Consider the following 18,918-nt stretch of genomic DNA (forward strand, 5'->3'; position numbering starts at 1 on the left):
CGCGAGATGGCTAAGAACATTAAGGGCGTCCTGGGCGAGAAGCTCGGCATGACCCAGGTCTGGGACGAGAACAACCGGGTCGTCCCGGTGACCGTCGTCAAGGCCGGGCCCTGCGTCGTCACCCAGGTCCGCACCAACGACAACGACGGCTACGAGGCAGTCCAGATCGCCTTCGGCGAGATCGACCCCCGCAAGGTGAACAAGCCCCTCAAGGGCCACTTCGCCAAGGCCGACGTGACCCCGCGCCGCCACCTGGTGGAGCTCCGCACCCCTGACGCCAGCGAGTACACGCTGGGCCAGGAAGTCACTGCCGAGGTGTTCGAGTCCGGCGTCAAGGTCGACGTCACGGGCAAGAGCAAGGGCAAGGGCTTCGCCGGTGTGATGAAGCGTCACAACTTCAAGGGTGGCAAGGCGTCCCACGGTGCCCACCGTGTGCACCGTATGCCCGGCTCCATCGGTGGCTGTGCCACCCCCGGCCGTGTCTTCAAGGGCATGCGCATGGCGGGTCGTATGGGCAACGAGCGGGTCACCACCCAGAACCTGACCATCCACGCGGTTGACGCGGAGAAGGGTCTGCTCCTCATCAAGGGCGCGGTCCCGGGTCCGAACGGCGGCCTCGTCCTGGTCCGCACCGCGGCCAAGGGGGCTTGAGGAACCGATGAGCACCATTGACATCCTTTCGCCGGCAGGCGACAAGGCCGGGACCGTCGAGCTCCCCGCGGAGATCTTCGACGCCAAGACCAGCGTTCCGCTGATCCACCAGGTCGTCGTCGCACAGCTGGCAGCTGCCCGTCAGGGCACGCACAAGACCAAGACCCGCGGCGAGGTCCGTGGTGGTGGGCGCAAGCCGTACCGCCAGAAGGGCACCGGCCGCGCGCGCCAGGGTTCGACCCGTGCGCCGCAGTTCGCCGGCGGTGGCGTCGTCCACGGCCCGCAGCCGCGTGACTACTCGCAGCGGACCCCGAAGAAGATGAAGGCCGCCGCCCTGCGCGGTGCCCTCTCGGACCGGGCCCGTCACTCCCGCATCCACGTCGTCACCGGCGTGGTCGAGGGTGCCGTCTCCACCAAGGCCGCCAAGACGCTGTTCGGCAAGATCTCGGAGCGCAAGAACCTGCTCCTGGTCGTCGACCGCTCCGACGAGGCCGCGTGGCTGTCCGCCCGCAACCTGCCCCAGGTGCACATCCTGGAGCCGGGCCAGCTGAACACGTACGACGTGATCGTCTCTGACGACGTGGTCTTCACCCAGGCCGCCCTCGAGTCCTTCGTGTCTGGCCCCCAGACCGCTGAGACCGAAGGGAGCGACGCCTGATGAGCGAGGCGACCGTTACCAGCAAGACCTACTCGGACCCGCGCGACGTTCTCGTCAAGCCGGTCGTGTCCGAGAAGAGCTACGCGCTGCTCGACGAGAACAAGTACACGTTCATCGTCGCGCCCGGCTCCAACAAGACCCAGATCAAGCAGGCCGTGGAAGCGGTCTTCTCGGTCAAGGTCACCGGGGTCAACACGATCAACCGGCAGGGCAAGCGCAAGCGCACCCGCACCGGTTTCGGCAAGCGCGCCGACACGAAGCGCGCCATCGTGACCCTCGCCGAGGGCGACCGTATCGACATCTTCGGCGGCCCGACCTCCTGACGGAGGTCGAGTCGTCCGGAATCGGACGAGGACTGAGAAATGGGTATCCGCAAGTACAAGCCGACGACCCCGGGCCGTCGTGGCTCCAGCGTCGCCGACTTTGTCGAGATCACGCGGTCCACGCCGGAGAAGTCGCTGGTCCGCCCCCTGCACAGCAAGGGCGGCCGTAACAACGCCGGTCGTGTGACCGTTCGCCACCAGGGCGGTGGCCACAAGCGCGCCTACCGAGTGATCGACTTCCGTCGTCACGACAAGGACGGCGTGCCGGCCAAGGTCGCGCACATCGAGTACGACCCCAACCGCACCGCGCGCATCGCGCTCCTGCACTACGCGGACGGCGAGAAGCGCTACATCATCGCGCCGCGTGGCCTGTCGCAGGGCGACCGTGTCGAGAACGGCCCCGCCGCCGACATCAAGCCCGGCAACAACCTGGCGCTGCGCAACATCCCGGTCGGTACGACCATCCACGCCATCGAGCTGCGGCCCGGCGGCGGCGCGAAGTTCGCCCGTTCCGCGGGTGCCTCCGTGCAGCTGCTGGCGAAGGAGGGCACCATGGCCCACCTTCGTATGCCGTCGGGTGAGATCCGCCTGGTCGACGCCCGCTGCCGCGCCACCATCGGCGAGGTCGGCAACGCCGAGCAGTCGAACATCAACTGGGGCAAGGCCGGCCGCATGCGCTGGAAGGGCGTTCGCCCGACCGTCCGCGGTGTCGCGATGAACCCGGTTGACCACCCGCACGGTGGTGGTGAGGGCAAGACCTCCGGTGGTCGCCACCCGGTCTCGCCGTGGGGTCAGAAGGAGGGTCGTACTCGTTCGCCGAAGAAGGCATCGAACAAGTACATCGTCCGCCGCCGCAAGACGAACAAGAAGCGCTAGGAGCGGGTTTAGATGCCGCGCAGTCTCAAGAAGGGGCCCTTCGTCGACGGCCACCTCATCAAGAAGGTGGAAGTTCAGAACGAGGCAGGCACCAAGAACGTCATCAAGACCTGGTCCCGTCGCTCGATGATCGTCCCGGCCATGCTGGGTCACACCATCGCGGTGCACAACGGCAAGATCCACGTCCCGGTGTTCGTCACCGAGTCGATGGTCGGCCACAAGCTCGGCGAGTTCTCGCCGACTCGCACCTTCCGCGGCCACGTCAAGGACGACCGGAAGTCGAAGCGCCGCTAACGCGGGGTGACTGACTATGACTTACACCGAAGGGACAACCATGGAAGCCAGGGCCCAGGCGCGGTACATCCGCGTCACGCCCATGAAGGCCCGCCGCGTGGTGGACCTCATCCGTGGCATGGATGCCACGGAGGCTCAGGCGGTCCTGCGTTTCGCCCCGCAGGCCGCGAGCGTGCCGGTTGGCAAGGTGCTGGACAGCGCCATTGCCAACGCCGCACACAACTACGACCACACCGACGCCTCTTCGCTGGTCATCAGCGAGGCGTACGTGGACGAGGGCCCGACCCTGAAGCGGTTCCGTCCGCGTGCTCAGGGCCGTGCCTACCGGATCCGTAAGCGGACCAGCCACATCACCGTGGTCGTCAGCAGCAAGGAAGGAACCCGGTAATGGGCCAGAAGGTAAACCCGCACGGGTTCCGGCTCGGCATCACCACGGACTTCAAGTCCCGTTGGTACGCCGACAAGCTGTACAAGGACTACGTCAAGGAAGACGTCGCCATTCGTCGCATGATGACGAAGGGCATGGAGCGGGCCGGCATCTCGAAGGTCGAGATCGAGCGCACCCGCGACCGCGTCCGCGTTGACATCCACACCGCCCGCCCGGGCATCGTCATCGGCCGCCGCGGCGCCGAGGCCGACCGCATCCGTGGCGAGCTGGAGAAGCTGACCGGCAAGCAGGTCCAGCTGAACATCCTCGAGGTCAAGAACCCCGAGGTGGACGCTCAGCTGGTGGCCCAGGCCGTCGCCGAGCAGCTCTCCTCCCGCGTCTCCTTCCGTCGGGCCATGCGCAAGAGCATGCAGAGCTCGATGAAGGCCGGCGCCAAGGGCATCAAGATCCAGTGCGGTGGCCGCCTCGGCGGCGCCGAGATGTCCCGCTCGGAGTTCTACCGCGAGGGCCGTGTGCCCCTGCACACGCTCCGCGCGAACGTCGACTACGGCTTCTTCGAGGCCAAGACGACCTTCGGCCGCATCGGCGTGAAGGTCTGGATCTACAAGGGCGACGTCAAGAACATCGCCGAGGTCCGCGCCGAGAACGCCGCTGCCCGCGCCGGCAACCGCCCGGCCCGTGGCGGCGCTGACCGCCCGGCCGGCCGTGGTGGCCGCGGTGGCGAGCGTGGCGGTCGCGGTCGCAAGCCGCAGCAGCAGTCGGCTCAGACCGAGGCCCCCAAGGCCGAGGCTCCCGCCGCTGCCGCTCCGGCTGCCGAGAGCACCGGAACGGAGGCCTGACCGAAATGCTGATCCCCCGTAGGGTCAAGCACCGCAAGCAGCACCACCCGAAGCGCAGCGGTATGTCCAAGGGTGGCACGCAGGTTGCGTTCGGCGAGTACGGCATCCAGGCGCTGACCCCGGCATACGTGACGAACCGTCAGATCGAGGCAGCTCGTATCGCGATGACCCGTCACATCAAGCGTGGCGGCAAGGTCTGGATCAACATCTACCCGGACCGTCCCCTGACGAAGAAGCCGGCCGAGACCCGCATGGGTTCCGGTAAGGGTTCTCCCGAGTGGTGGATCGCGAACGTCAAGCCGGGTCGCGTGATGTTCGAGCTGTCCTACCCGAACGAGAAGATTGCTCGTGAGGCGCTCACCCGCGCTGCTCACAAGCTTCCGATGAAGTGCCGCATCGTTCGGCGCGAGGCAGGTGAGGCGTGATGTCGGCCGGAACCAAGGCGTCCGAGCTGCGCGAGCTGGGCAACGAGGAGCTGCTCAACAAGCTCCGCGAGGCCAAGGAAGAGCTGTTCAACCTCCGCTTCCAGGCGGCGACCGGGCAGCTCGAGAACCACGGTCGGCTCAAGTCCGTCCGTAAGGACATCGCCCGGATCTACACCCTGATGCGCGAGCGCGAGCTGGGCATCGAGACGGTGGAGAGCGTCTGATGAGCGAGAAGACTGTGACTGAGACGAACACCGACCGCGGTTTCCGCAAGACCCGTGAGGGTCTGGTCGTCAGCGACAAGATGGACAAGACCGTCGTCGTCGCTGTCGAGGACCGTGTCAAGCACGCGCTGTACGGCAAGGTCATCCGCCGTACGAACAAGCTCAAGGCGCACGACGAGCAGAACGCCGCCGGCGTCGGCGACCGCGTCCTCCTGATGGAGACCCGGCCGCTGTCCGCCACGAAGCGGTGGCGCGTCGTCGAGATCCTCGAGAAGGCCAAGTAATTCCTGAGGGGCATTCCCCTCAGGCAAGTTCCGCCAGGCTCGGCGGGGGCCCGCTCCGGTGACGGAGCGGCCCCCGCCGGGAACCGGCAGACGATCAGGAGATAGACGTGATCCAGCAGGAGTCGCGACTTCGCGTCGCCGACAACACGGGTGCGAAGGAAATCCTCACCATCCGTGTTCTCGGTGGTTCGGGTCGCCGCTACGCGGGCATCGGTGACGTCATCGTCGCCACCGTCAAGGACGCGATCCCCGGTGGCAACGTGAAGAAGGGTGACGTCGTCAAGGCCGTCATCGTTCGCACCGTCAAGGAGCGTCGCCGTCAGGATGGCTCGTACATCCGCTTCGACGAGAACGCCGCCGTCATTCTGAAGAACGACGGTGACCCCCGCGGCACCCGCATCTTCGGCCCGGTGGGCCGGGAACTGCGCGAGAAGAAGTTCATGAAGATCATCTCGCTCGCGCCGGAGGTGCTGTAAGCATGAAGATCAAGAAGGGCGACCTGGTTCAGGTCATCACCGGTAAGGACAAGGGCAAGCAGGGCAAGGTCATCGTGGCCTACCCCGCTCAGGACCGCGTCCTCGTCGAGGGTGTCAACCGGGTCAAGAAGCACACCAAGGCCGGTCAGACCGCTCGCGGTTCGCAGACCGGTGGCATCGTCACGACCGAGGCCCCCATCCACGTGAGCAACGTTCAGCTCGTCGTGGAGAAGGACGGCAACAAGGTCGTCACGCGCGTCGGTTACCGCTTCGACGACGAAGGCAACAAGATCCGCGTTGCCAAGCGGACGGGTGAGGACATCTGATGGCTACCACCACCACTCCGCGTCTGAAGACGAAGTACCGCGAGGAAATCTCCGGCAAGCTGCGTGAGGAGTTCTCGTACGAGAACGTCATGCAGATCCCCGGTCTGGTCAAGATCGTGGTCAACATGGGTGTGGGCGACGCCGCCCGCGACTCCAAGCTGATCGACGGCGCCGTGCGCGACCTCACCACGATCACCGGTCAGAAGCCGGCCGTGACCAAGGCCCGCAAGTCCATCGCGCAGTTCAAGCTGCGCGAGGGTCAGCCGATCGGCTGCCACGTCACCCTCCGTGGTGACCGCATGTGGGAGTTCCTGGACCGTACGCTGTCGCTCGCGCTGCCGCGTATCCGTGACTTCCGTGGTCTGTCGCCGAAGCAGTTCGACGGCCGTGGCAACTACACGTTCGGTCTCACGGAGCAGGTCATGTTCCACGAGATCGACCAGGACAAGATCGACCGGGTCCGGGGCATGGACATCACCGTGGTCACCACGGCGACCAACGACGACGAGGGTCGTGCCCTGCTTCGTCACCTCGGCTTCCCGTTCAAGGAGAACTGACCGTGGCGAAGAAGGCTCTGATCGCTAAGGCCGCCCGTAAGCCGAAGTTCGGCGTTCGCGGGTACACCCGCTGCCAGCGCTGCGGCCGGCCCCACTCCGTCTACCGCAAGTTCGGCCTGTGCCGCGTGTGCCTTCGTGAGATGGCTCACCGTGGCGAGCTGCCGGGCGTGACCAAGAGCTCCTGGTAATTCTCCTTCGCCCTCTGGGCGTTGGGAATTGACGGAAGCTCTCGGTAAGCATCTGGTCGGCAGGAGCCCGCCCTCACATGCCGTAGGCTTGTGGGGTTGGGCGCCTGCCGCCCAAGACCGACTTACTACGCCGTAGGTCCCCGCACCGCACCCGTCCTGCCTCTGAGTGGGGAGAGGGATGGCGCATACAGGAAACCCCGGCGAGAGAGGCCGAAGGCCAATTCATGACCATGACTGATCCCATCGCAGACATGCTCACGCGTCTGCGTAACGCGAACTCGGCATACCACGACTCCGTCGTGATGCCGCACAGCAAGATCAAGTCGCACATCGCGGAGATCCTCCAGCAGGAGGGCTTCATCACCGGCTGGAAGGTCGAGGACGCCGAGGTCGGCAAGAACCTCGTCCTCGAGCTGAAGTTCGGCCCGAACCGCGAGCGTTCGATCGCCGGCATCAAGCGCATCTCGAAGCCGGGTCTGCGTGTTTACGCAAAGTCCACCAACCTGCCGAAGGTCCTCGGCGGCCTGGGCGTGGCGATCATCTCCACGTCCCACGGTCTCCTGACCGGCCAGCAGGCCAGCAAGAAGGGCGTAGGTGGGGAAGTCCTCGCCTACGTCTGGTAGTCGGGAACGGAGGAATAGCTCATGTCGCGAATCGGCAAGCTCCCCATCCAGGTTCCCGCCGGTGTGGACGTCACCATCGATGGCCGCACGGTCGCGGTGAAGGGGCCCAAGGGCACCCTCACGCACACCGTCGCGTCGCCGATCGAGGTCACCAAGGGTGAGGACGGCTTCCTCAGCGTCACCCGCCCGAACGACGAGCGTCAGAACAAGGCCCTTCACGGCCTGTCCCGCACGCTGGTGGCGAACATGATCACCGGTGTGACCCAGGGATACACCAAGGCGCTCGAGATCAGCGGTGTCGGTTACCGCGTCCAGGCGAAGGGCTCCAACCTGGAGTTCGCCCTGGGCTACAGCCACCCGATCGTCGTCGAGGCGCCGGAAGGCATCACCTTCAAGGTCGAGTCCCCGACCAAGCTGTCTGTCGAGGGAATCGACAAGCAGAAGGTCGGCGAAGTGGCGGCCAACATCCGCAAGCTGCGGAAGCCCGACCCGTACAAGGCGAAGGGCGTCAAGTACGCCGGCGAGGTCATCCGCCGCAAGGTCGGAAAGGCTGGTAAGTAGCCATGGCATACGGCGTGAAGATCGCCAAGGGCGACGCCTACAAGCGTGCCGCCCTCAAGCGTCGCCACATCCGCGTCCGCAAGCACATCTCCGGTTCGCCGGAGCGTCCGCGCTTGGTCGTGACGCGGTCCAACCGCCACATGGTCGCTCAGGTCATCGACGACATCGCGGGCCACACGCTCGCGTCGGCGTCGACCCTGGACGCCTCCATCCGTGGTGGCGAGGGCGACAAGAGCACCCAGGCCAAGCAGGTCGGCGCCCTGGTCGCTGAGCGTGCCAAGGCCGCAGGCGTCGAGGCCGTCGTGTTTGACCGCGGTGGTAACCAGTACGCCGGGCGGATTGCCGCTCTGGCTGACGCCGCCCGTGAAGCCGGTCTGAAGTTCTGAGCCCGGTTCCTACGCACAGCGGACGTAACAGAGAGAGGTAAATCCAATGGCTGGACCCCAGCGCCGCGGAAGCGGTGCCGGTGGCGGCGAGCGGCGGGACCGGAAGGGCCGTGACGGCGGCGCAGCTGCCGCCGAGAAGACCGCGTACGTTGAGCGCGTTGTCGCGATCAACCGCGTCGCCAAGGTTGTGAAGGGTGGTCGTCGCTTCAGCTTCACCGCGCTGGTCGTGGTGGGCGATGGTGACGGCACCGTCGGTGTCGGCTACGGCAAGGCCAAGGAAGTTCCCGCGGCCATCGCCAAGGGCGTGGAAGAGGCCAAGAAGAACTTCTTCAAGGTCCCGCGCATCCAGGGCACCATTCCTCACCCGATCCAGGGCGAGAAGGCTGCGGGCGTCGTCCTGCTGAAGCCTGCTTCCCCCGGTACCGGTGTTATCGCCGGTGGCCCGGTGCGCGCCGTTCTGGAGTGCGCCGGCGTTCACGACATCCTGTCGAAGTCGCTCGGCTCCGACAACGCGATCAACATCGTGCACGCGACCGTGGAGGCCCTCAAGGGCCTGCAGCGTCCCGAGGAGATCGCGGCCCGCCGCGGTCTGCCGCTCGAGGACGTCGCCCCCGCGGCCCTGCTTCGTGCGCGTGCGGGAGCGGGTGCGTAATGGCTCGCCTCAAGATCACGCAGACGAAGTCGTACATCGGCAGCAAGCAGAACCACCGCGACACCCTTCGTTCGCTCGGGCTCAAGCGCCTGCACGACGTGGTTGTCAAGGAGGACCGCCCCGAGTTCCGCGGAATGGTGCACACCGTCCGCCACCTCGTGACGGTCGAGGAGGTCGACTGACATGGCGGAGAACAAGCCGCTGAAGGCCCATGACCTCCGGCCCGCCCCGGGCGCCAAGACCGCCAAGACCCGTGTGGGTCGTGGTGAGGCGTCCAAGGGTAAGACCGCCGGTCGTGGCACCAAGGGCACCAAGGCCCGTTACCAGGTTCCGGAGCGCTTCGAGGGTGGGCAGATGCCCCTCCACATGCGTCTCCCGAAGCTCAAGGGCTTCAAGAACCCGTTCCGCACCGAGTACCAGGTCGTGAACCTGGACAAGCTCGCGACGCTCTACCCCGAGGGTGGAGAGGTCACGGTGGCCGACCTGGTCGCCAAGGGTGCGGTGCGCAACAACCACCTCGTCAAGGTCCTCGGACAGGGCGAGATCTCCGTGGCGCTGCAGGTTTCGGTTGACGCCGTCTCCGCCTCCGCCAAGGAGAAGATTGCCGCCGCCGGCGGCACCGTCACCGAGCTCGTCTGAGACAACTCGATGGCTTGAACATCCGACCGGGGATGCCTCTCATTTGGGGCATCCCCGGTTGGTCGTTCCTAGGGGGGCATGGTCGCCGGTAAGGTGGCGTGCGTCGTTGTGTGGTAACCCCTGGGCGCCTGCCCGGGGACTTTGACTGTTTACGTATTCGTCGATCCTCAAGACCGTCACCTCTACGCTCTGCGCGGGGGTCGCAGGAGGCACCGTGCTCACCGCGTTCGCCCGGGCGTTCAAGACGCCCGACCTGCGCAAGAAGCTGCTCTTCACGCTCGGCATCATCGTGCTCTACCGGCTCGGGGCACACATCCCCGTACCGGGAGTGAGCTACGAGAACGTCCAGACCTGTGTTGATCAGGCCAGCAAGGGCAACAACAGCCTCTTCGGCCTGGTGAACATGTTCAGCGGTGGTGCACTGCTGCAGATCACGATCTTCGCGCTCGGCATCATGCCGTACATCACGGCCAGCATCATTCTTCAGCTGCTGACCGTGGTCATCCCCCGACTCGAGGCGCTCAAGAAGGAGGGGCAGTCCGGCCAGGCCAAGATCACGCAGTACACGCGTTATCTGACCGTCGCGCTCGCCATCCTCCAGGGCACCGGCCTGGTGGCCACCGCCACCAGCGGCGCCCTCTTCAGCGGCTGCCCGGTCGCCGACCAGATCGTCCCGAACCAGTCGATCTTCACGACCATCGTGATGGTCATCACGATGACCGCGGGCACCGCGGCCGTCATGTGGCTCGGTGAGCTCATCACCGACCGCGGCATCGGCAACGGTATGTCGATCCTGATGTTCATCTCGATCGCCGCCAGCTTCCCCGGCGCCCTGTGGGCCATCAAGACCAGCGGCAAGCTGGCCGACGGCTGGATCGAGTTCGGCACCGTCATCCTGATCGGTTTCGTGATGGTGGGCCTCGTCGTCTTCGTCGAGCAGGCCCAGCGCCGAATTCCGGTGCAGTACGCGAAGCGCATGATCGGCCGCAGGTCGTACGGCGGTACGTCGACGTACATTCCGCTGAAGGTCAATCAGGCGGGTGTGATTCCCGTCATCTTCGCTTCTTCGCTGCTCTACATTCCCGCCCTGATCGTCCAGTTCTCCAACTCCACCGCGGGCTGGGCGACCTGGATCAAGGACAACTTCGTCAAGGGCGACCACCCGTACTACATCACGGCGTACTTCCTGTTGATCGTCTTCTTCGCCTTCTTCTATGTGGCGATTTCGTTCAACCCCGAGGAAGTCGCCGACAACATGAAGAAGTATGGTGGCTTCATCCCGGGTATCCGGGCTGGTCGACCTACTGCCGAGTATCTGAGCTACGTGCTCAACAGGATCACTTGGCCGGGCTCGCTGTACCTGGGTCTGATCGCTCTTGTGCCGACGATGGCGTTGGCAGGCTTCGGTGGCGCAAACCAGAACTTCCCGTTCGGCGGGACGAGCATCCTCATCATCGTGGGTGTGGGTCTGGAGACCGTGAAGCAGATCGAGAGTCAGCTCCAGCAGCGCAATTACGAAGGGTTCCTCCGCTGATGCGAATCGTCCTCGTCGGGCCGCCCGGTGCCGGCAAGGGAACGCAGGCTGCGTACCTTGCCAAGAACCTGTCGATTCCGCAGATCTCCACGGGCGATCTCTTCCGCGCCAACATCAGCCAGGGCACCGACCTTGGCAAGCAGGCCCGCTCCTTCATGGACGCAGGCAAGTTGGTCCCGGACGAGGTCACCATCGGGATGGCCAAGGACCGCATGTCCCAGCCGGACGCCGAGAACGGCTTCCTGCTGGACGGCTTCCCGCGCAATGTGGGTCAGGCCGAGGCCCTTGACGAGATGCTCAAGAGCGAGGGCACCAAGCTCGACGCGGTCCTGGACCTGGAGGTCCCCGAGGACGAGGTGGTCAAGCGGATCGCCGGCCGCCGGATCTGCCGGAACGACGGCTCGCACGTCTTCCACGTGACGTACAACCCGCCGAAGGCCGAGGGCGTCTGCGACGTCTGCGGCGGCGAGCTGTACCAGCGCGACGACGACACCGAGGACACGGTCCGCACCCGGCTGGAGGTCTACCACTCGCAGACCGAGCCGATCATCGACTACTACCGGGCCCAGAACCTGGTGGTCACCATCTCCGCGCTCGGCAAGGTCAACGATGTGACCGAGCGCGCGATGGAGGCTCTCAAGTCCGACCAGGGCTGAGCGAAACACCCGCAGTACCTGTGCATTCGGCCGCGGCGTCCATGGGCGCCGCGGCCGACTGTTTGCGCCGTATCGTTGTGTGAGTACGCCGCAGACGTCACCGTTCGACGCAGTCCGATGCAGAGAGGCGCCACGCAATGGTGCAGATCAAGACCCCCGAGCAGATCGCGAAGATGCGCGAGGCGGGGCTGGTGGTCGCTGCCATTCACGCGGCCACCCGCGAGGCGGCGGTGCCCGGCGCCACCACGCTCGACCTGGACCGGGTGGCCCGCAAGGTGATCGCCGATCACGGTGCGAAGTCGAACTTCCTCGGGTACGGCGGTTTCCCCGCGACCATCTGCACCTCGGTCAACGAGGTCGTCGTCCACGGCATCCCGGACGACAAGACCGTCCTCAAGGACGGCGACATCATCTCCATCGACGCCGGCGCGATCGTCGACGGCTGGCACGGCGACGCCGCCTACACGGCCTTCGTGGGCACCGGTCACGCTCCGGAGCTGGTCGAGCTCTCCCGGGTGACCGAGGAGTCCATGTGGGCCGGTATCGCCGCGATGAAGGTGAACAACCGCCTGGTCGACATCTCGAAGGCGATCGAGTCGTACATCCGCCGCCAGCCCCGCCCCGCCACCGGCAAGTACGGGATCATCGAGGACTACGGCGGCCACGGCATCGGCACCGAGATGCACATGGACCCGCATCTGCTGAACTACGTCGCCCGCAAGCGCGGCAAGGGCATCAAGCTCGTTCCCGGCGTCTGCCTGGCGATCGAGCCGATGGTCTCGCTCGGTACCGCGCGGACCGAGGTGCTCCAGGACGACTGGACCGTCATCACCACCGACGGCACCTGGTCCTCCCACTGGGAGCACTCGATCGCCCTCACCGAGCAGGGCCCCCTGGTCCTGACCGCCCCCGACTGCGGCAAGGCGAAGCTGGCGGAGTACGGCATCGAGACGGCACCGGATCCTTCCTCAGGGTCTTGAGGGCCGGGGGATACCCCATCGGCTGACGACCCCCGGGGGATTTGACCTGCTTGTGGAGGTCTAAGGATCTCCCCGGGTGGGCAAACTTGACGGATTCGTCTTTTGGGGTCCGCTGACGTAGACTGACTCGTCGGCTGTCGTGCATCAGTGTGTCCGCATGCGATGTCGAGAGCCGATCAAGGTAGCCGATTCGAAAGGCGAAGCGTGGCCAAGAAGCAAGGTGCCATCGAAATTGAGGGCACCGTGATCGAGTCCCTCCCGAACGCCATGTTCAAGGTGGAACTCCAGAACGGTCACAAGGTCCTCGCGCACATCAGCGGCAAGATGCGGATGCACTACATCCGAATCCTTCCGGATGACCGGGTCGTCGTGGAGCTCTCCCCGTACGACCTGACGCGTGGCCGGATCGTCTACCGCTACAAGTAGATCTTGCCTCCACCTCGCTTCCGCGTGGTGACGGCACTGACCCGGAGAACCTGACATCCCATGAAGGTCAAGCCGAGCGTCAAGAAGATCTGCGACAAGTGCAAGGTGATCCGCCGTCACGGTCGGGTCATGGTCATCTGCGACAACCTGCGCCACAAGCAGCGCCAGGGCTGACGCACGACCCCCTGCATCTCGCAGCACTTCGCGCGACGCACGTAATACGTACATACGCAGAGTCCGTCCAAGCTTCGGCTGACGACACCTCCGGTGGGGGCCGGGGACCCGGGCGTACCACCTCTCCTCGTGAGGGGTCGGCGATCGGGAGCGGCACTGCGGAAGACCCCCGAATTAACAACTGGAGCCATTGAATGGCACGCGTTTCAGGTGTTGACATCCCGCGCGAAAAGCGCGTGGAGGTTGCCCTCACCTACGTCTTCGGTATCGGGCGCACCCGGTCCAAGGAGATTCTCGCCACCACTGGTGTGAACCCCAACACCCGCGTTCGCGACCTGGCCGAAGAGGACCTGGTCAAGATCCGCGAGTACGTGGACGCCAACCTCCGCACCGAGGGTGACCTTCGTCGCGAGATCCAGGCCGACATCCGCCGCAAGGTCGAGATCGGCTGCTACCAGGGTCTGCGTCACCGCCGCGGCCTGCCGGTCCACGGCCAGCGCACCAGCACGAACGCTCGTACCCGCAAGGGCCCGCGTCGCGCGATCGCCGGCAAGAAGAAGCCGGGCAAGAAGTAGTCCTCAGCGGACGCACTGCGGGCGTCCGGGCCACCGGTCATCCGCAGCAACCAGCGGTCTTCGCTGTAGGACCGATCACCTCCCCTCTCCATCTGGAGTCAAGACATGCCCCCCAAGGGTCGTCAGGGCGCAGCCAAGAAGGTGCGTCGCAAGGAAAAGAAGAACGTCGCTCACGGCCACGCGCACATCAAGAGCACGTTCAACAACACCATCGTCTCGATCACGGACCCCTCGGGCAACGTGATCTCCTGGGCCTCCGCCGGCCACGTCGGCTTCAAGGGCTCGCGCAAGTCCACCCCCTTCGCCGCGCAGATGGCCGCCGAGTCGGCCGCCCGCCGCGCGCAGGAGCACGGCATGCGCAAGGTCGACGTCTTCGTGAAGGGTCCGGGCTCCGGCCGCGAGACCGCGATCCGTTCGCTCCAGGCCACCGGCCTGGAGGTCGGTTCGATCCAGGACGTCACCCCCACCCCGCACAACGGATGCCGCCCGCCCAAGCGTCGCCGCGTCTGATTTTTTTCGGGCTCTGCTCCAGGCAGTAGCCCGTGGGTCCGGGCGGTACGGCCCCTTCGGGGTCGTGCCGCCCGTACCCTTGTCAGTATCTGGGGGCGTCAAATAGTGGGCGCCCACGACTGAAGGAACGCAACATGCTTATCGCTCAGCGTCCGTCGCTGACCGAAGAGGTCGTTGACGAGTTCCGCTCCCGGTTCGTCATCGAGCCGCTGGAGCCGGGCTTCGGCTACACCCTCGGCAACTCTCTCCGCCGTACGCTCCTCTCCTCGATCCCCGGTGCCGCTGTCACCAGCATCCGGATCGACGGTGTCCTGCACGAGTTCACCACCGTGCCGGGCGTCAAGGAGGACGTCACCGACCTCATCCTCAACATCAAGCAGCTGGTCGTCTCCTCGGAGCACGACGAGCCGGTCGTGATGTACCTGCGCAAGCAGGGTCCCGGCCTGGTCACCGCTGCCGACATCGCCCCGCCGGCCGGTGTCGAGGTGCACAACCCGGACCTGGTCCTGGCCACGCTCAACGGCAAGGGCAAGCTGGAGATGGAGCTGACCGTCGAGCGCGGTCGCGGCTACGTCTCCGCCGTCCAGAACAAGCAGGTGGGCCAGGAGATCGGCCGTATCCCGGTCGACTCCATCTACTCGCCGGTGCTCAAGGTCACGTACAAGGTCGAGGCGACCCGTGTCGAGCAGCGCACCGACTTCGACAAGCTGATCGTCGACGTCGAGACCAAGCAGGCCATGCGTCCGCGTGACGCCATGGCTTCGGCCGGCAAGACCCTGGTCGAGCTGTTCGGTCTGGCGCGCGAGCTCAACATCGACGCCGAGGGCATCGACATGGGCCCGTCCCCGACGGACGCCGCGCTCGCCGCCGATCTGGCGCTGCCGATCGAGGAGCTGGAGCTCACGGTCCGTTCGTACAACTGCCTCAAGCGCGAGGGCATCCACTCCGTGGGTGAGCTCGTGGCTCGTTCCGAGGCCGACCTGCTCGACATCCGCAACTTCGGTGCGAAGTCGATCGACGAGGTCAAGGCGAAGCTGGCCGGTATGGGCCTCGCGCTGAAGGACTCGCCTCCCGGCTTCGACCCGACCGCCGCCGCCGACGCCTTCGGCGCCGACGACGACGCGGACGCCGGTTTCGTGGAGACCGAGCAGTACTGATCCGCCTCCGGTCGGGGTGCCCGGGTTTTCCGGGTGCCCCTGACCGGGCGAGGGCTCTGTCCTCGATCGCCGGACGGGCTCGATCCTGCCCGTCGGCTCTTGAACTTCCGTGCGGCGGCCGCCGCGCGGGAACTGACACCGGTACCTGATACGGCCGGTGCAGCACACAAGGAGAAACACCATGCCGAAGCCCGCCAAGGGTGCCCGTCTGGGCGGCAGCGCCGCGCACGAGAAGCTGCTTCTCAACAACCTCGCGAAGTCGCTGTTCGAGCACGGCCGCATCACCACGACCGAGGCCAAGGCCCGTCGCCTGCGTCCGGTCGCCGAGCGTTTCATCACCAAGGCGAAGAAGGGCGACATCCACAACCGTCGCCTGGTGCTGCAGTCGATCACGGACAAGGGCGTCGTGCACACGCTCTTCACCGAGATCGCCCCGCGGTACGAGAACCGCCCCGGTGGTTACACCCGCATCACCAAGATCGGCAACCGTCGTGGCGACAACGCCCCGATGGCGGTCATCGAGCTGGTCGAGGCGCTGACCGTGGCCCAGCAGGCCACCGGTGAGGCCGAGGCCGCCACGAAGCGTGCGGTCAAGGAAGACGCCCTCAAGAAGGACGAGGCTCCGGCCGAGGCCGTCGAGGACGCCAAGCCGGCCGACGACGCCGAGTCCAAGGACGCCTGAGCGTTCTGAGACCACTGGACGGGCCCGCATCACCCTTCGGGGCGGTGCGGGCCCGTTCCGTATGTACCTGTGAGCAGCTGCGGAAAAGGACCCTTGGGTGAGTGACGACGTGGAGCCCGGCTTCGTACGGGTGCGGCTGGACCTGGCCTACGACGGCAAGGACTTCTCGGGCTGGGCGAAGCAGACCGCCAGGCGGACCGTCCAGGGGGAGATCGAGGACGCGCTGCGGACCGTGACGCGGTCCTCGCGGACGTACGACCTGACCGTGGCGGGGCGGACCGATGCCGGGGTGCACGCGCGGGGGCAGGTCGCGCATGTGGATCTGCCGGACGAGGTGTGGGCCGAGCACGGGGAGAAGCTGCTGCGGCGGATGGCCGGGCGGATGGCGCCCGATGTGCGGATCTGGCGGATCGCGCCGGCGCCCGACGGTTTCAACGCGCGGTTCTCGGCGCTGTGGCGCCGTTACGCCTACCGCGTCGCCGACCGGCCCGGCGGGGTGGATCCGCTGGTGCGCGGTCATGTGCTGTGGCACGACCGGCCGTTGGACCTGGCGGCCATGAACGAGGCGGCCGCCCGGATGGTCGGGGAGCACGACTTCGCCGCGTACTGCAAGAAGCGCGAGGGCGCGACGACCATCCGTACGCTGCAGAAGCTGAGCTGGGAACGGGACGGGGCGACCGGGATCCTGACGGCGACCGTGCAGGCGGACGCGTTCTGCCACAACATGGTCCGCGCGCTGATCGGGGCGGCGCTCTTCGTCGGGGACGGGCGCCGCCCGGCCGAGTGGCCGGCCCAGGTGCTCGCGGCCCGGGTCCGGGACCCCGGAGTGCACGTGGTGCGTCCGCACGGGCTGACGCTGGAGGAAGTCGCCTACCCGGCCGACGAGTTGCTGGCCGCCCGGGCGGTGGAGGCGCGCAATGTGCGCACGCTCCCCGGGGGCGGCTGCTGCTGACGGGTCTACTCCGGGGCCGCTGCCGCGTGTGCCCGCCGTTCGCGCCAGGCGCGTGTCAGCGCGGTGGCCAGGTACAGGGCCACGAGTGTGTACGCACTCGCGTGCACCGGCGTGACGCCGGGCGCCGTCCAGCCGTGCACCGCGGCCGCCGTGAACAGCAACAGGCCCAGCGTGCGCAGCAGCCACCAGCGCGGTCTGCGGGGCCGGAACGCGCCCGGGGGCGCCGGGTGTTCGCCGTCCCGGGTGGTCAGCGCGGAGCGCATGCCGGACAGCAGGCCCCGGCGGGTGAGCACCCGGGCACCCGGCAGAGTGTCCAGGACGTCCGGGCGCTCACCGAAGCCCGGGGGAAGCGGGGGCAGGGACAGCGCGGCCAGGAGGTCCGTCTGGTGGCGGGGCGGGTTGCCGGTGGAGCGCAGGACGTGCGTCAGCGGGCGGGGGTCCGGGAGCGCGAAGGCGCGGGCCAGGGCCTCGGCCGTGGCGGTGACCGCGGCGTGGTCGGGTGCCGGGGAGGTGGCGTCCCACTCGTGGGCGGCCAGCGGCCGGCCCTTGAGGAACAGTGTGAGCCCGCAGCGCTCGGGGGTGCGGCGCAGGACCAGCGTGGGCCACTTCTCGCCGGTGGTGAAGTTGTCCGCCGCCGTGGTCAGCGGGTCCTCGGTGGACAGGACCGAGCGCTTGGCGGGGCGGGCGTCGGCGACGGCCTCGACATAGGTGTGGGTGTCGGTCGCGGGGGCGGTACGGAGCGAGACGCCGCACATCAGCGCCGCCTGCGCCACGTCCGCCGGGCGGGCCGCCGCTATCGCGACCGCGCAGGGGGCGCCGGGCGCCCGGCCGGCGGCGGGGGCCGGTGCGGTGCGGGGCTGCGGGGGACGGCCGAAGAAGGGCGTCCGGGACGCGAGCTGGACACGGGTGCCGGAGCGGGTTTCGAGGAACTCCTGGCGCGGGTCGTCGCCGAAGTACGCCCAGGGGTACTTGGTGGCGCGGGTGCCGATGCTGCGGAAGGCGTCGAGCGCCTCGTCCCAGCGCTCCGTGCGCAGCAGCATCAGGGCCAGGCAGTTGCGGAAGCCGGCCGCCTCCCGGCTGTCCGGCGCGTACGCCGCGGAGAGGTCCAGGGCGCGGGCGACCGCGGCCGCGACGCGCGGCGCGTACGGGTCGGGGCCGGGCGGTGCGCCGGGGGAGAGCACCGTGTACTCCAGCGCCGCGAACAGGGGCAGCGCGTGCAGCTTCGAACCGGGCGGGGCCGTGTCCGCCGCGCGCTCGGCGAAGTCGAACATCTCGGTGTGCGAGCCGTGCCACTTCGCGCAGAGGTAGGTGAGGGCGGCGGTGTGGCATCCGTGGTGGTGCGGGTCGAGGGCCAGGGCCCGCGCCCAGTACTCGTCGAAGACCTCGCGGGGGGCCTGGCTGCCCAGCGCGTGGGTCAGGGCGATGCGCCAGGGCACCGGGTCGGCGGGGTTGAGTTCGGCCGCCCTGCCGATCACCGGTGCGGCGTCCTCCAGCAGCGCGAAGAAGGCCCGGTACTGGTCGGGCGCGCCCTCCCCGGTGCGTACCTCCCACGCCCGGTGGACGCTGAGGTCCGCCCCGACCAGGGCCGCGTCCGGGTCCTCGGGGTGCTCGGCCCGCCAGGCGTCCAGCCAGCCGGGGTTGTGCAGGGCGGCCTCCGCGAGCCGCGAGACGTAACTGTCCCTCAGCTCCCACTGCCGGTGCTCGCGGGTCTGGGCGAGCAGCTCCCGGGCGGGGCCGTGGTCCCCGTCGGCGGCCGAGGCCAGGGCCGCCCGGAGCGCGGGGTCCGGGGCGTCGACGGACACCGCCTCGTCGGGCGGCAGATCGGCGCCGACGGTCGCGCTGTGGCGCAGTACGCGGGGGAGGGCGAGCAGGAACGGAAGGCGCACGTGACCCCGGTGCCCG

At 67.4% G+C, this 18,918-nt stretch carries 31 protein-coding genes; 30 read left to right on the forward strand and 1 reads right to left on the reverse strand.

The window, feature by feature from the left end; all coding sequences use genetic code 11:
- Nucleotides 1-6 precede the first annotated feature (6 nt).
- The 30 genes from rplC to truA all read left to right on the forward strand — a co-directional run bounded on the left by rplC (nt 7) and on the right by truA (nt 17,016).
- Nucleotides 7-651, forward strand: coding sequence for a 50S ribosomal protein L3 (gene rplC, locus ACWCPY_RS01385; protein ID WP_072485542.1), 645 nt, complete (start codon nt 7-9; stop codon nt 649-651).
- A gap of 7 nt (nt 652-658) precedes the next feature.
- The gene (gene rplD, locus ACWCPY_RS01390; protein WP_451262251.1) at nt 659-1,309 is read left to right on the forward strand and encodes a 50S ribosomal protein L4; all 651 of its coding nucleotides are present in this window, start codon (nt 659-661) and stop codon (nt 1,307-1,309) included.
- Entirely contained in the window at nt 1,309-1,632 is a 324-nt protein-coding gene (rplW, locus tag ACWCPY_RS01395; protein WP_003966958.1) for a 50S ribosomal protein L23, read from the forward strand. The genes rplD and rplW overlap by 1 nt, the downstream gene beginning before the upstream one ends.
- Nucleotides 1,633-1,671: 39 nt before the next feature.
- A complete protein-coding gene (gene rplB / locus ACWCPY_RS01400) occupies nt 1,672-2,508 on the forward strand; it encodes a 50S ribosomal protein L2 (protein ID WP_072485540.1) in 837 nt (278 codons plus the stop codon).
- Between the two features lie 12 nt (nt 2,509-2,520).
- Nucleotides 2,521-2,802 carry a 30S ribosomal protein S19 gene (rpsS, locus tag ACWCPY_RS01405; protein WP_093540761.1) on the forward strand — a complete coding sequence of 94 codons (282 nt, stop codon included), beginning with the start codon at nt 2,521-2,523 and terminating at the stop codon, nt 2,800-2,802.
- A gap of 40 nt (nt 2,803-2,842) precedes the next feature.
- Complete coding sequence (rplV, locus tag ACWCPY_RS01410; protein WP_004571827.1) at nt 2,843-3,190, forward strand: 50S ribosomal protein L22; 348 nt, start codon at nt 2,843-2,845, stop codon at nt 3,188-3,190.
- Nucleotides 3,190-4,029 (forward strand): 30S ribosomal protein S3, encoded by an 840-nt coding sequence (gene rpsC / locus ACWCPY_RS01415; protein WP_072485539.1) that lies wholly within the window; start codon nt 3,190-3,192, stop codon nt 4,027-4,029. Before rplV ends, rpsC begins: the two co-directional genes overlap by 1 nt.
- 5 nt (nt 4,030-4,034) lie before the next feature.
- Nucleotides 4,035-4,454 (forward strand): 50S ribosomal protein L16, encoded by a 420-nt coding sequence (gene rplP / locus ACWCPY_RS01420; RefSeq protein ID WP_072485538.1) that lies wholly within the window; start codon nt 4,035-4,037, stop codon nt 4,452-4,454.
- A complete protein-coding gene (gene rpmC / locus ACWCPY_RS01425; RefSeq protein WP_014047786.1) occupies nt 4,454-4,678 on the forward strand; it encodes a 50S ribosomal protein L29 in 225 nt (74 codons plus the stop codon). The genes rplP and rpmC overlap by 1 nt, the downstream gene beginning before the upstream one ends.
- A complete protein-coding gene (gene rpsQ / locus ACWCPY_RS01430; protein WP_030977953.1) occupies nt 4,678-4,962 on the forward strand; it encodes a 30S ribosomal protein S17 in 285 nt (94 codons plus the stop codon). The genes rpmC and rpsQ overlap by 1 nt, the downstream gene beginning before the upstream one ends.
- A 107-nt stretch (nt 4,963-5,069) precedes the next feature.
- Entirely contained in the window at nt 5,070-5,438 is a 369-nt protein-coding gene (gene rplN, locus ACWCPY_RS01435; protein WP_003966950.1) for a 50S ribosomal protein L14, read from the forward strand.
- A gap of 2 nt (nt 5,439-5,440) precedes the next feature.
- Entirely contained in the window at nt 5,441-5,764 is a 324-nt protein-coding gene (gene rplX / locus ACWCPY_RS01440; RefSeq protein WP_003966949.1) for a 50S ribosomal protein L24, read from the forward strand.
- Entirely contained in the window at nt 5,764-6,321 is a 558-nt protein-coding gene (gene rplE, locus ACWCPY_RS01445; RefSeq protein ID WP_072485537.1) for a 50S ribosomal protein L5, read from the forward strand. Before rplX ends, rplE begins: the two co-directional genes overlap by 1 nt.
- A gap of 2 nt (nt 6,322-6,323) precedes the next feature.
- Nucleotides 6,324-6,509 (forward strand): type Z 30S ribosomal protein S14, encoded by a 186-nt coding sequence (locus ACWCPY_RS01450; protein ID WP_003948630.1) that lies wholly within the window; start codon nt 6,324-6,326, stop codon nt 6,507-6,509.
- Nucleotides 6,510-6,733: 224 nt separating this feature from the next.
- Nucleotides 6,734-7,132, forward strand: coding sequence for a 30S ribosomal protein S8 (rpsH, locus tag ACWCPY_RS01455; RefSeq protein ID WP_037688013.1), 399 nt, complete (start codon nt 6,734-6,736; stop codon nt 7,130-7,132).
- Between the two features lie 21 nt (nt 7,133-7,153).
- Nucleotides 7,154-7,693 (forward strand): 50S ribosomal protein L6, encoded by a 540-nt coding sequence (gene rplF, locus ACWCPY_RS01460; RefSeq protein ID WP_329818618.1) that lies wholly within the window; start codon nt 7,154-7,156, stop codon nt 7,691-7,693.
- A gap of 2 nt (nt 7,694-7,695) precedes the next feature.
- Nucleotides 7,696-8,079 carry a 50S ribosomal protein L18 gene (rplR, locus tag ACWCPY_RS01465; protein WP_072485534.1) on the forward strand — a complete coding sequence of 128 codons (384 nt, stop codon included), beginning with the start codon at nt 7,696-7,698 and terminating at the stop codon, nt 8,077-8,079.
- A gap of 46 nt (nt 8,080-8,125) precedes the next feature.
- On the forward strand, nt 8,126-8,731 hold the full coding sequence (gene rpsE, locus ACWCPY_RS01470) for a 30S ribosomal protein S5 (protein ID WP_072485533.1): 606 nt from the start codon (nt 8,126-8,128) through the stop codon (nt 8,729-8,731).
- Nucleotides 8,731-8,913, forward strand: a complete 183-nt coding sequence (gene rpmD / locus ACWCPY_RS01475) for a 50S ribosomal protein L30 (protein ID WP_018550611.1) — start codon at nt 8,731-8,733, stop codon at nt 8,911-8,913. The genes rpsE and rpmD overlap by 1 nt, the downstream gene beginning before the upstream one ends.
- Before the next feature lies 1 nt (nt 8,914).
- Nucleotides 8,915-9,370 carry a 50S ribosomal protein L15 gene (rplO, locus tag ACWCPY_RS01480; RefSeq protein WP_329818619.1) on the forward strand — a complete coding sequence of 152 codons (456 nt, stop codon included), beginning with the start codon at nt 8,915-8,917 and terminating at the stop codon, nt 9,368-9,370.
- A 214-nt stretch (nt 9,371-9,584) separates the two neighbouring features.
- Nucleotides 9,585-10,904, forward strand: a complete 1,320-nt coding sequence (secY, locus tag ACWCPY_RS01485) for a preprotein translocase subunit SecY (protein WP_329818620.1) — start codon at nt 9,585-9,587, stop codon at nt 10,902-10,904.
- Nucleotides 10,904-11,560: an adenylate kinase gene (locus tag ACWCPY_RS01490; RefSeq protein WP_329818621.1), complete on the forward strand. Its 657-nt coding sequence runs from the start codon at nt 10,904-10,906 to the stop codon at nt 11,558-11,560. The genes secY and ACWCPY_RS01490 overlap by 1 nt, the downstream gene beginning before the upstream one ends.
- Before the next feature lie 137 nt (nt 11,561-11,697).
- Entirely contained in the window at nt 11,698-12,540 is an 843-nt protein-coding gene (gene map / locus ACWCPY_RS01495; protein WP_451262254.1) for a type I methionyl aminopeptidase, read from the forward strand.
- A gap of 204 nt (nt 12,541-12,744) precedes the next feature.
- On the forward strand, nt 12,745-12,966 hold the full coding sequence (gene infA / locus ACWCPY_RS01500) for a translation initiation factor IF-1 (protein ID WP_003956442.1): 222 nt from the start codon (nt 12,745-12,747) through the stop codon (nt 12,964-12,966).
- Nucleotides 12,967-13,026: 60 nt separating this feature from the next.
- On the forward strand, nt 13,027-13,140 hold the full coding sequence (rpmJ, locus tag ACWCPY_RS01505; RefSeq protein ID WP_003956441.1) for a 50S ribosomal protein L36: 114 nt from the start codon (nt 13,027-13,029) through the stop codon (nt 13,138-13,140).
- A gap of 194 nt (nt 13,141-13,334) precedes the next feature.
- Nucleotides 13,335-13,715: a 30S ribosomal protein S13 gene (gene rpsM, locus ACWCPY_RS01510; RefSeq protein WP_018519286.1), complete on the forward strand. Its 381-nt coding sequence runs from the start codon at nt 13,335-13,337 to the stop codon at nt 13,713-13,715.
- Between the two features lie 105 nt (nt 13,716-13,820).
- Complete coding sequence (gene rpsK / locus ACWCPY_RS01515) at nt 13,821-14,225, forward strand: 30S ribosomal protein S11 (RefSeq protein ID WP_003956432.1); 405 nt, start codon at nt 13,821-13,823, stop codon at nt 14,223-14,225.
- Between the two features lie 134 nt (nt 14,226-14,359).
- Nucleotides 14,360-15,382: a DNA-directed RNA polymerase subunit alpha gene (locus ACWCPY_RS01520; protein WP_003966937.1), complete on the forward strand. Its 1,023-nt coding sequence runs from the start codon at nt 14,360-14,362 to the stop codon at nt 15,380-15,382.
- Nucleotides 15,383-15,563: 181 nt separating this feature from the next.
- Nucleotides 15,564-16,064 (forward strand): 50S ribosomal protein L17, encoded by a 501-nt coding sequence (gene rplQ, locus ACWCPY_RS01525; protein ID WP_072486706.1) that lies wholly within the window; start codon nt 15,564-15,566, stop codon nt 16,062-16,064.
- Nucleotides 16,065-16,161: 97 nt separating this feature from the next.
- Nucleotides 16,162-17,016, forward strand: coding sequence for a tRNA pseudouridine(38-40) synthase TruA (gene truA, locus ACWCPY_RS01530; protein ID WP_362440716.1), 855 nt, complete (start codon nt 16,162-16,164; stop codon nt 17,014-17,016).
- 5 nt (nt 17,017-17,021) lie between these two features.
- Here the strand turns inward: truA and ACWCPY_RS01535 are convergent, their stop codons facing one another.
- Nucleotides 17,022-18,902 carry a hypothetical protein gene (locus ACWCPY_RS01535; RefSeq protein WP_451262255.1) on the reverse strand — a complete coding sequence of 627 codons (1,881 nt, stop codon included), beginning with the start codon at nt 18,900-18,902 and terminating at the stop codon, nt 17,022-17,024.
- Nucleotides 18,903-18,918 lie beyond the last annotated feature (16 nt).

Source organism: Streptomyces sp. NPDC002403 (assembly GCF_053593015.1).

Excerpts from the sequence above, each read along its gene's own strand:
- rplF (WP_329818618.1), top strand. The coding sequence starts at position 7,154 with ATGTCGCGAATCGGCAAGCTCCCCATCCAGGTTCCCGCCGGTGTGGAC.
- rplQ (WP_072486706.1), top strand. The coding sequence starts at position 15,564 with ATGCCGAAGCCCGCCAAGGGTGCCCGTCTGGGCGGCAGCGCCGCGCAC.
- rpmD (WP_018550611.1), top strand. The coding sequence starts at position 8,731 with ATGGCTCGCCTCAAGATCACGCAGACGAAGTCGTACATCGGCAGCAAG.
- rpsM (WP_018519286.1), top strand. The coding sequence starts at position 13,335 with ATGGCACGCGTTTCAGGTGTTGACATCCCGCGCGAAAAGCGCGTGGAG.
- rplP (WP_072485538.1), top strand. The coding sequence starts at position 4,035 with ATGCTGATCCCCCGTAGGGTCAAGCACCGCAAGCAGCACCACCCGAAG.
- rplE (WP_072485537.1), top strand. The coding sequence starts at position 5,764 with ATGGCTACCACCACCACTCCGCGTCTGAAGACGAAGTACCGCGAGGAA.
- ACWCPY_RS01520 (WP_003966937.1), top strand. The coding sequence starts at position 14,360 with ATGCTTATCGCTCAGCGTCCGTCGCTGACCGAAGAGGTCGTTGACGAG.
- rpsC (WP_072485539.1), top strand. The coding sequence starts at position 3,190 with ATGGGCCAGAAGGTAAACCCGCACGGGTTCCGGCTCGGCATCACCACG.
- rpsQ (WP_030977953.1), top strand. The coding sequence starts at position 4,678 with ATGAGCGAGAAGACTGTGACTGAGACGAACACCGACCGCGGTTTCCGC.
- rplV (WP_004571827.1), top strand. The coding sequence starts at position 2,843 with ATGGAAGCCAGGGCCCAGGCGCGGTACATCCGCGTCACGCCCATGAAG.
- rplO (WP_329818619.1), top strand. The coding sequence starts at position 8,915 with ATGGCGGAGAACAAGCCGCTGAAGGCCCATGACCTCCGGCCCGCCCCG.
- rplX (WP_003966949.1), top strand. The coding sequence starts at position 5,441 with ATGAAGATCAAGAAGGGCGACCTGGTTCAGGTCATCACCGGTAAGGAC.
- rplW (WP_003966958.1), top strand. The coding sequence starts at position 1,309 with ATGAGCGAGGCGACCGTTACCAGCAAGACCTACTCGGACCCGCGCGAC.
- rpmJ (WP_003956441.1), top strand. The coding sequence starts at position 13,027 with ATGAAGGTCAAGCCGAGCGTCAAGAAGATCTGCGACAAGTGCAAGGTG.
- rpsK (WP_003956432.1), top strand. The coding sequence starts at position 13,821 with ATGCCCCCCAAGGGTCGTCAGGGCGCAGCCAAGAAGGTGCGTCGCAAG.
- rplC (WP_072485542.1), top strand. The coding sequence starts at position 7 with ATGGCTAAGAACATTAAGGGCGTCCTGGGCGAGAAGCTCGGCATGACC.
- rpsS (WP_093540761.1), top strand. The coding sequence starts at position 2,521 with ATGCCGCGCAGTCTCAAGAAGGGGCCCTTCGTCGACGGCCACCTCATC.
- rplD (WP_451262251.1), top strand. The coding sequence starts at position 659 with ATGAGCACCATTGACATCCTTTCGCCGGCAGGCGACAAGGCCGGGACC.
- rpmC (WP_014047786.1), top strand. The coding sequence starts at position 4,454 with ATGTCGGCCGGAACCAAGGCGTCCGAGCTGCGCGAGCTGGGCAACGAG.
- rpsH (WP_037688013.1), top strand. The coding sequence starts at position 6,734 with ATGACCATGACTGATCCCATCGCAGACATGCTCACGCGTCTGCGTAAC.
- map (WP_451262254.1), top strand. The coding sequence starts at position 11,698 with ATGGTGCAGATCAAGACCCCCGAGCAGATCGCGAAGATGCGCGAGGCG.
- ACWCPY_RS01490 (WP_329818621.1), top strand. The coding sequence starts at position 10,904 with ATGCGAATCGTCCTCGTCGGGCCGCCCGGTGCCGGCAAGGGAACGCAG.
- rplR (WP_072485534.1), top strand. The coding sequence starts at position 7,696 with ATGGCATACGGCGTGAAGATCGCCAAGGGCGACGCCTACAAGCGTGCC.
- rpsE (WP_072485533.1), top strand. The coding sequence starts at position 8,126 with ATGGCTGGACCCCAGCGCCGCGGAAGCGGTGCCGGTGGCGGCGAGCGG.
- rplB (WP_072485540.1), top strand. The coding sequence starts at position 1,672 with ATGGGTATCCGCAAGTACAAGCCGACGACCCCGGGCCGTCGTGGCTCC.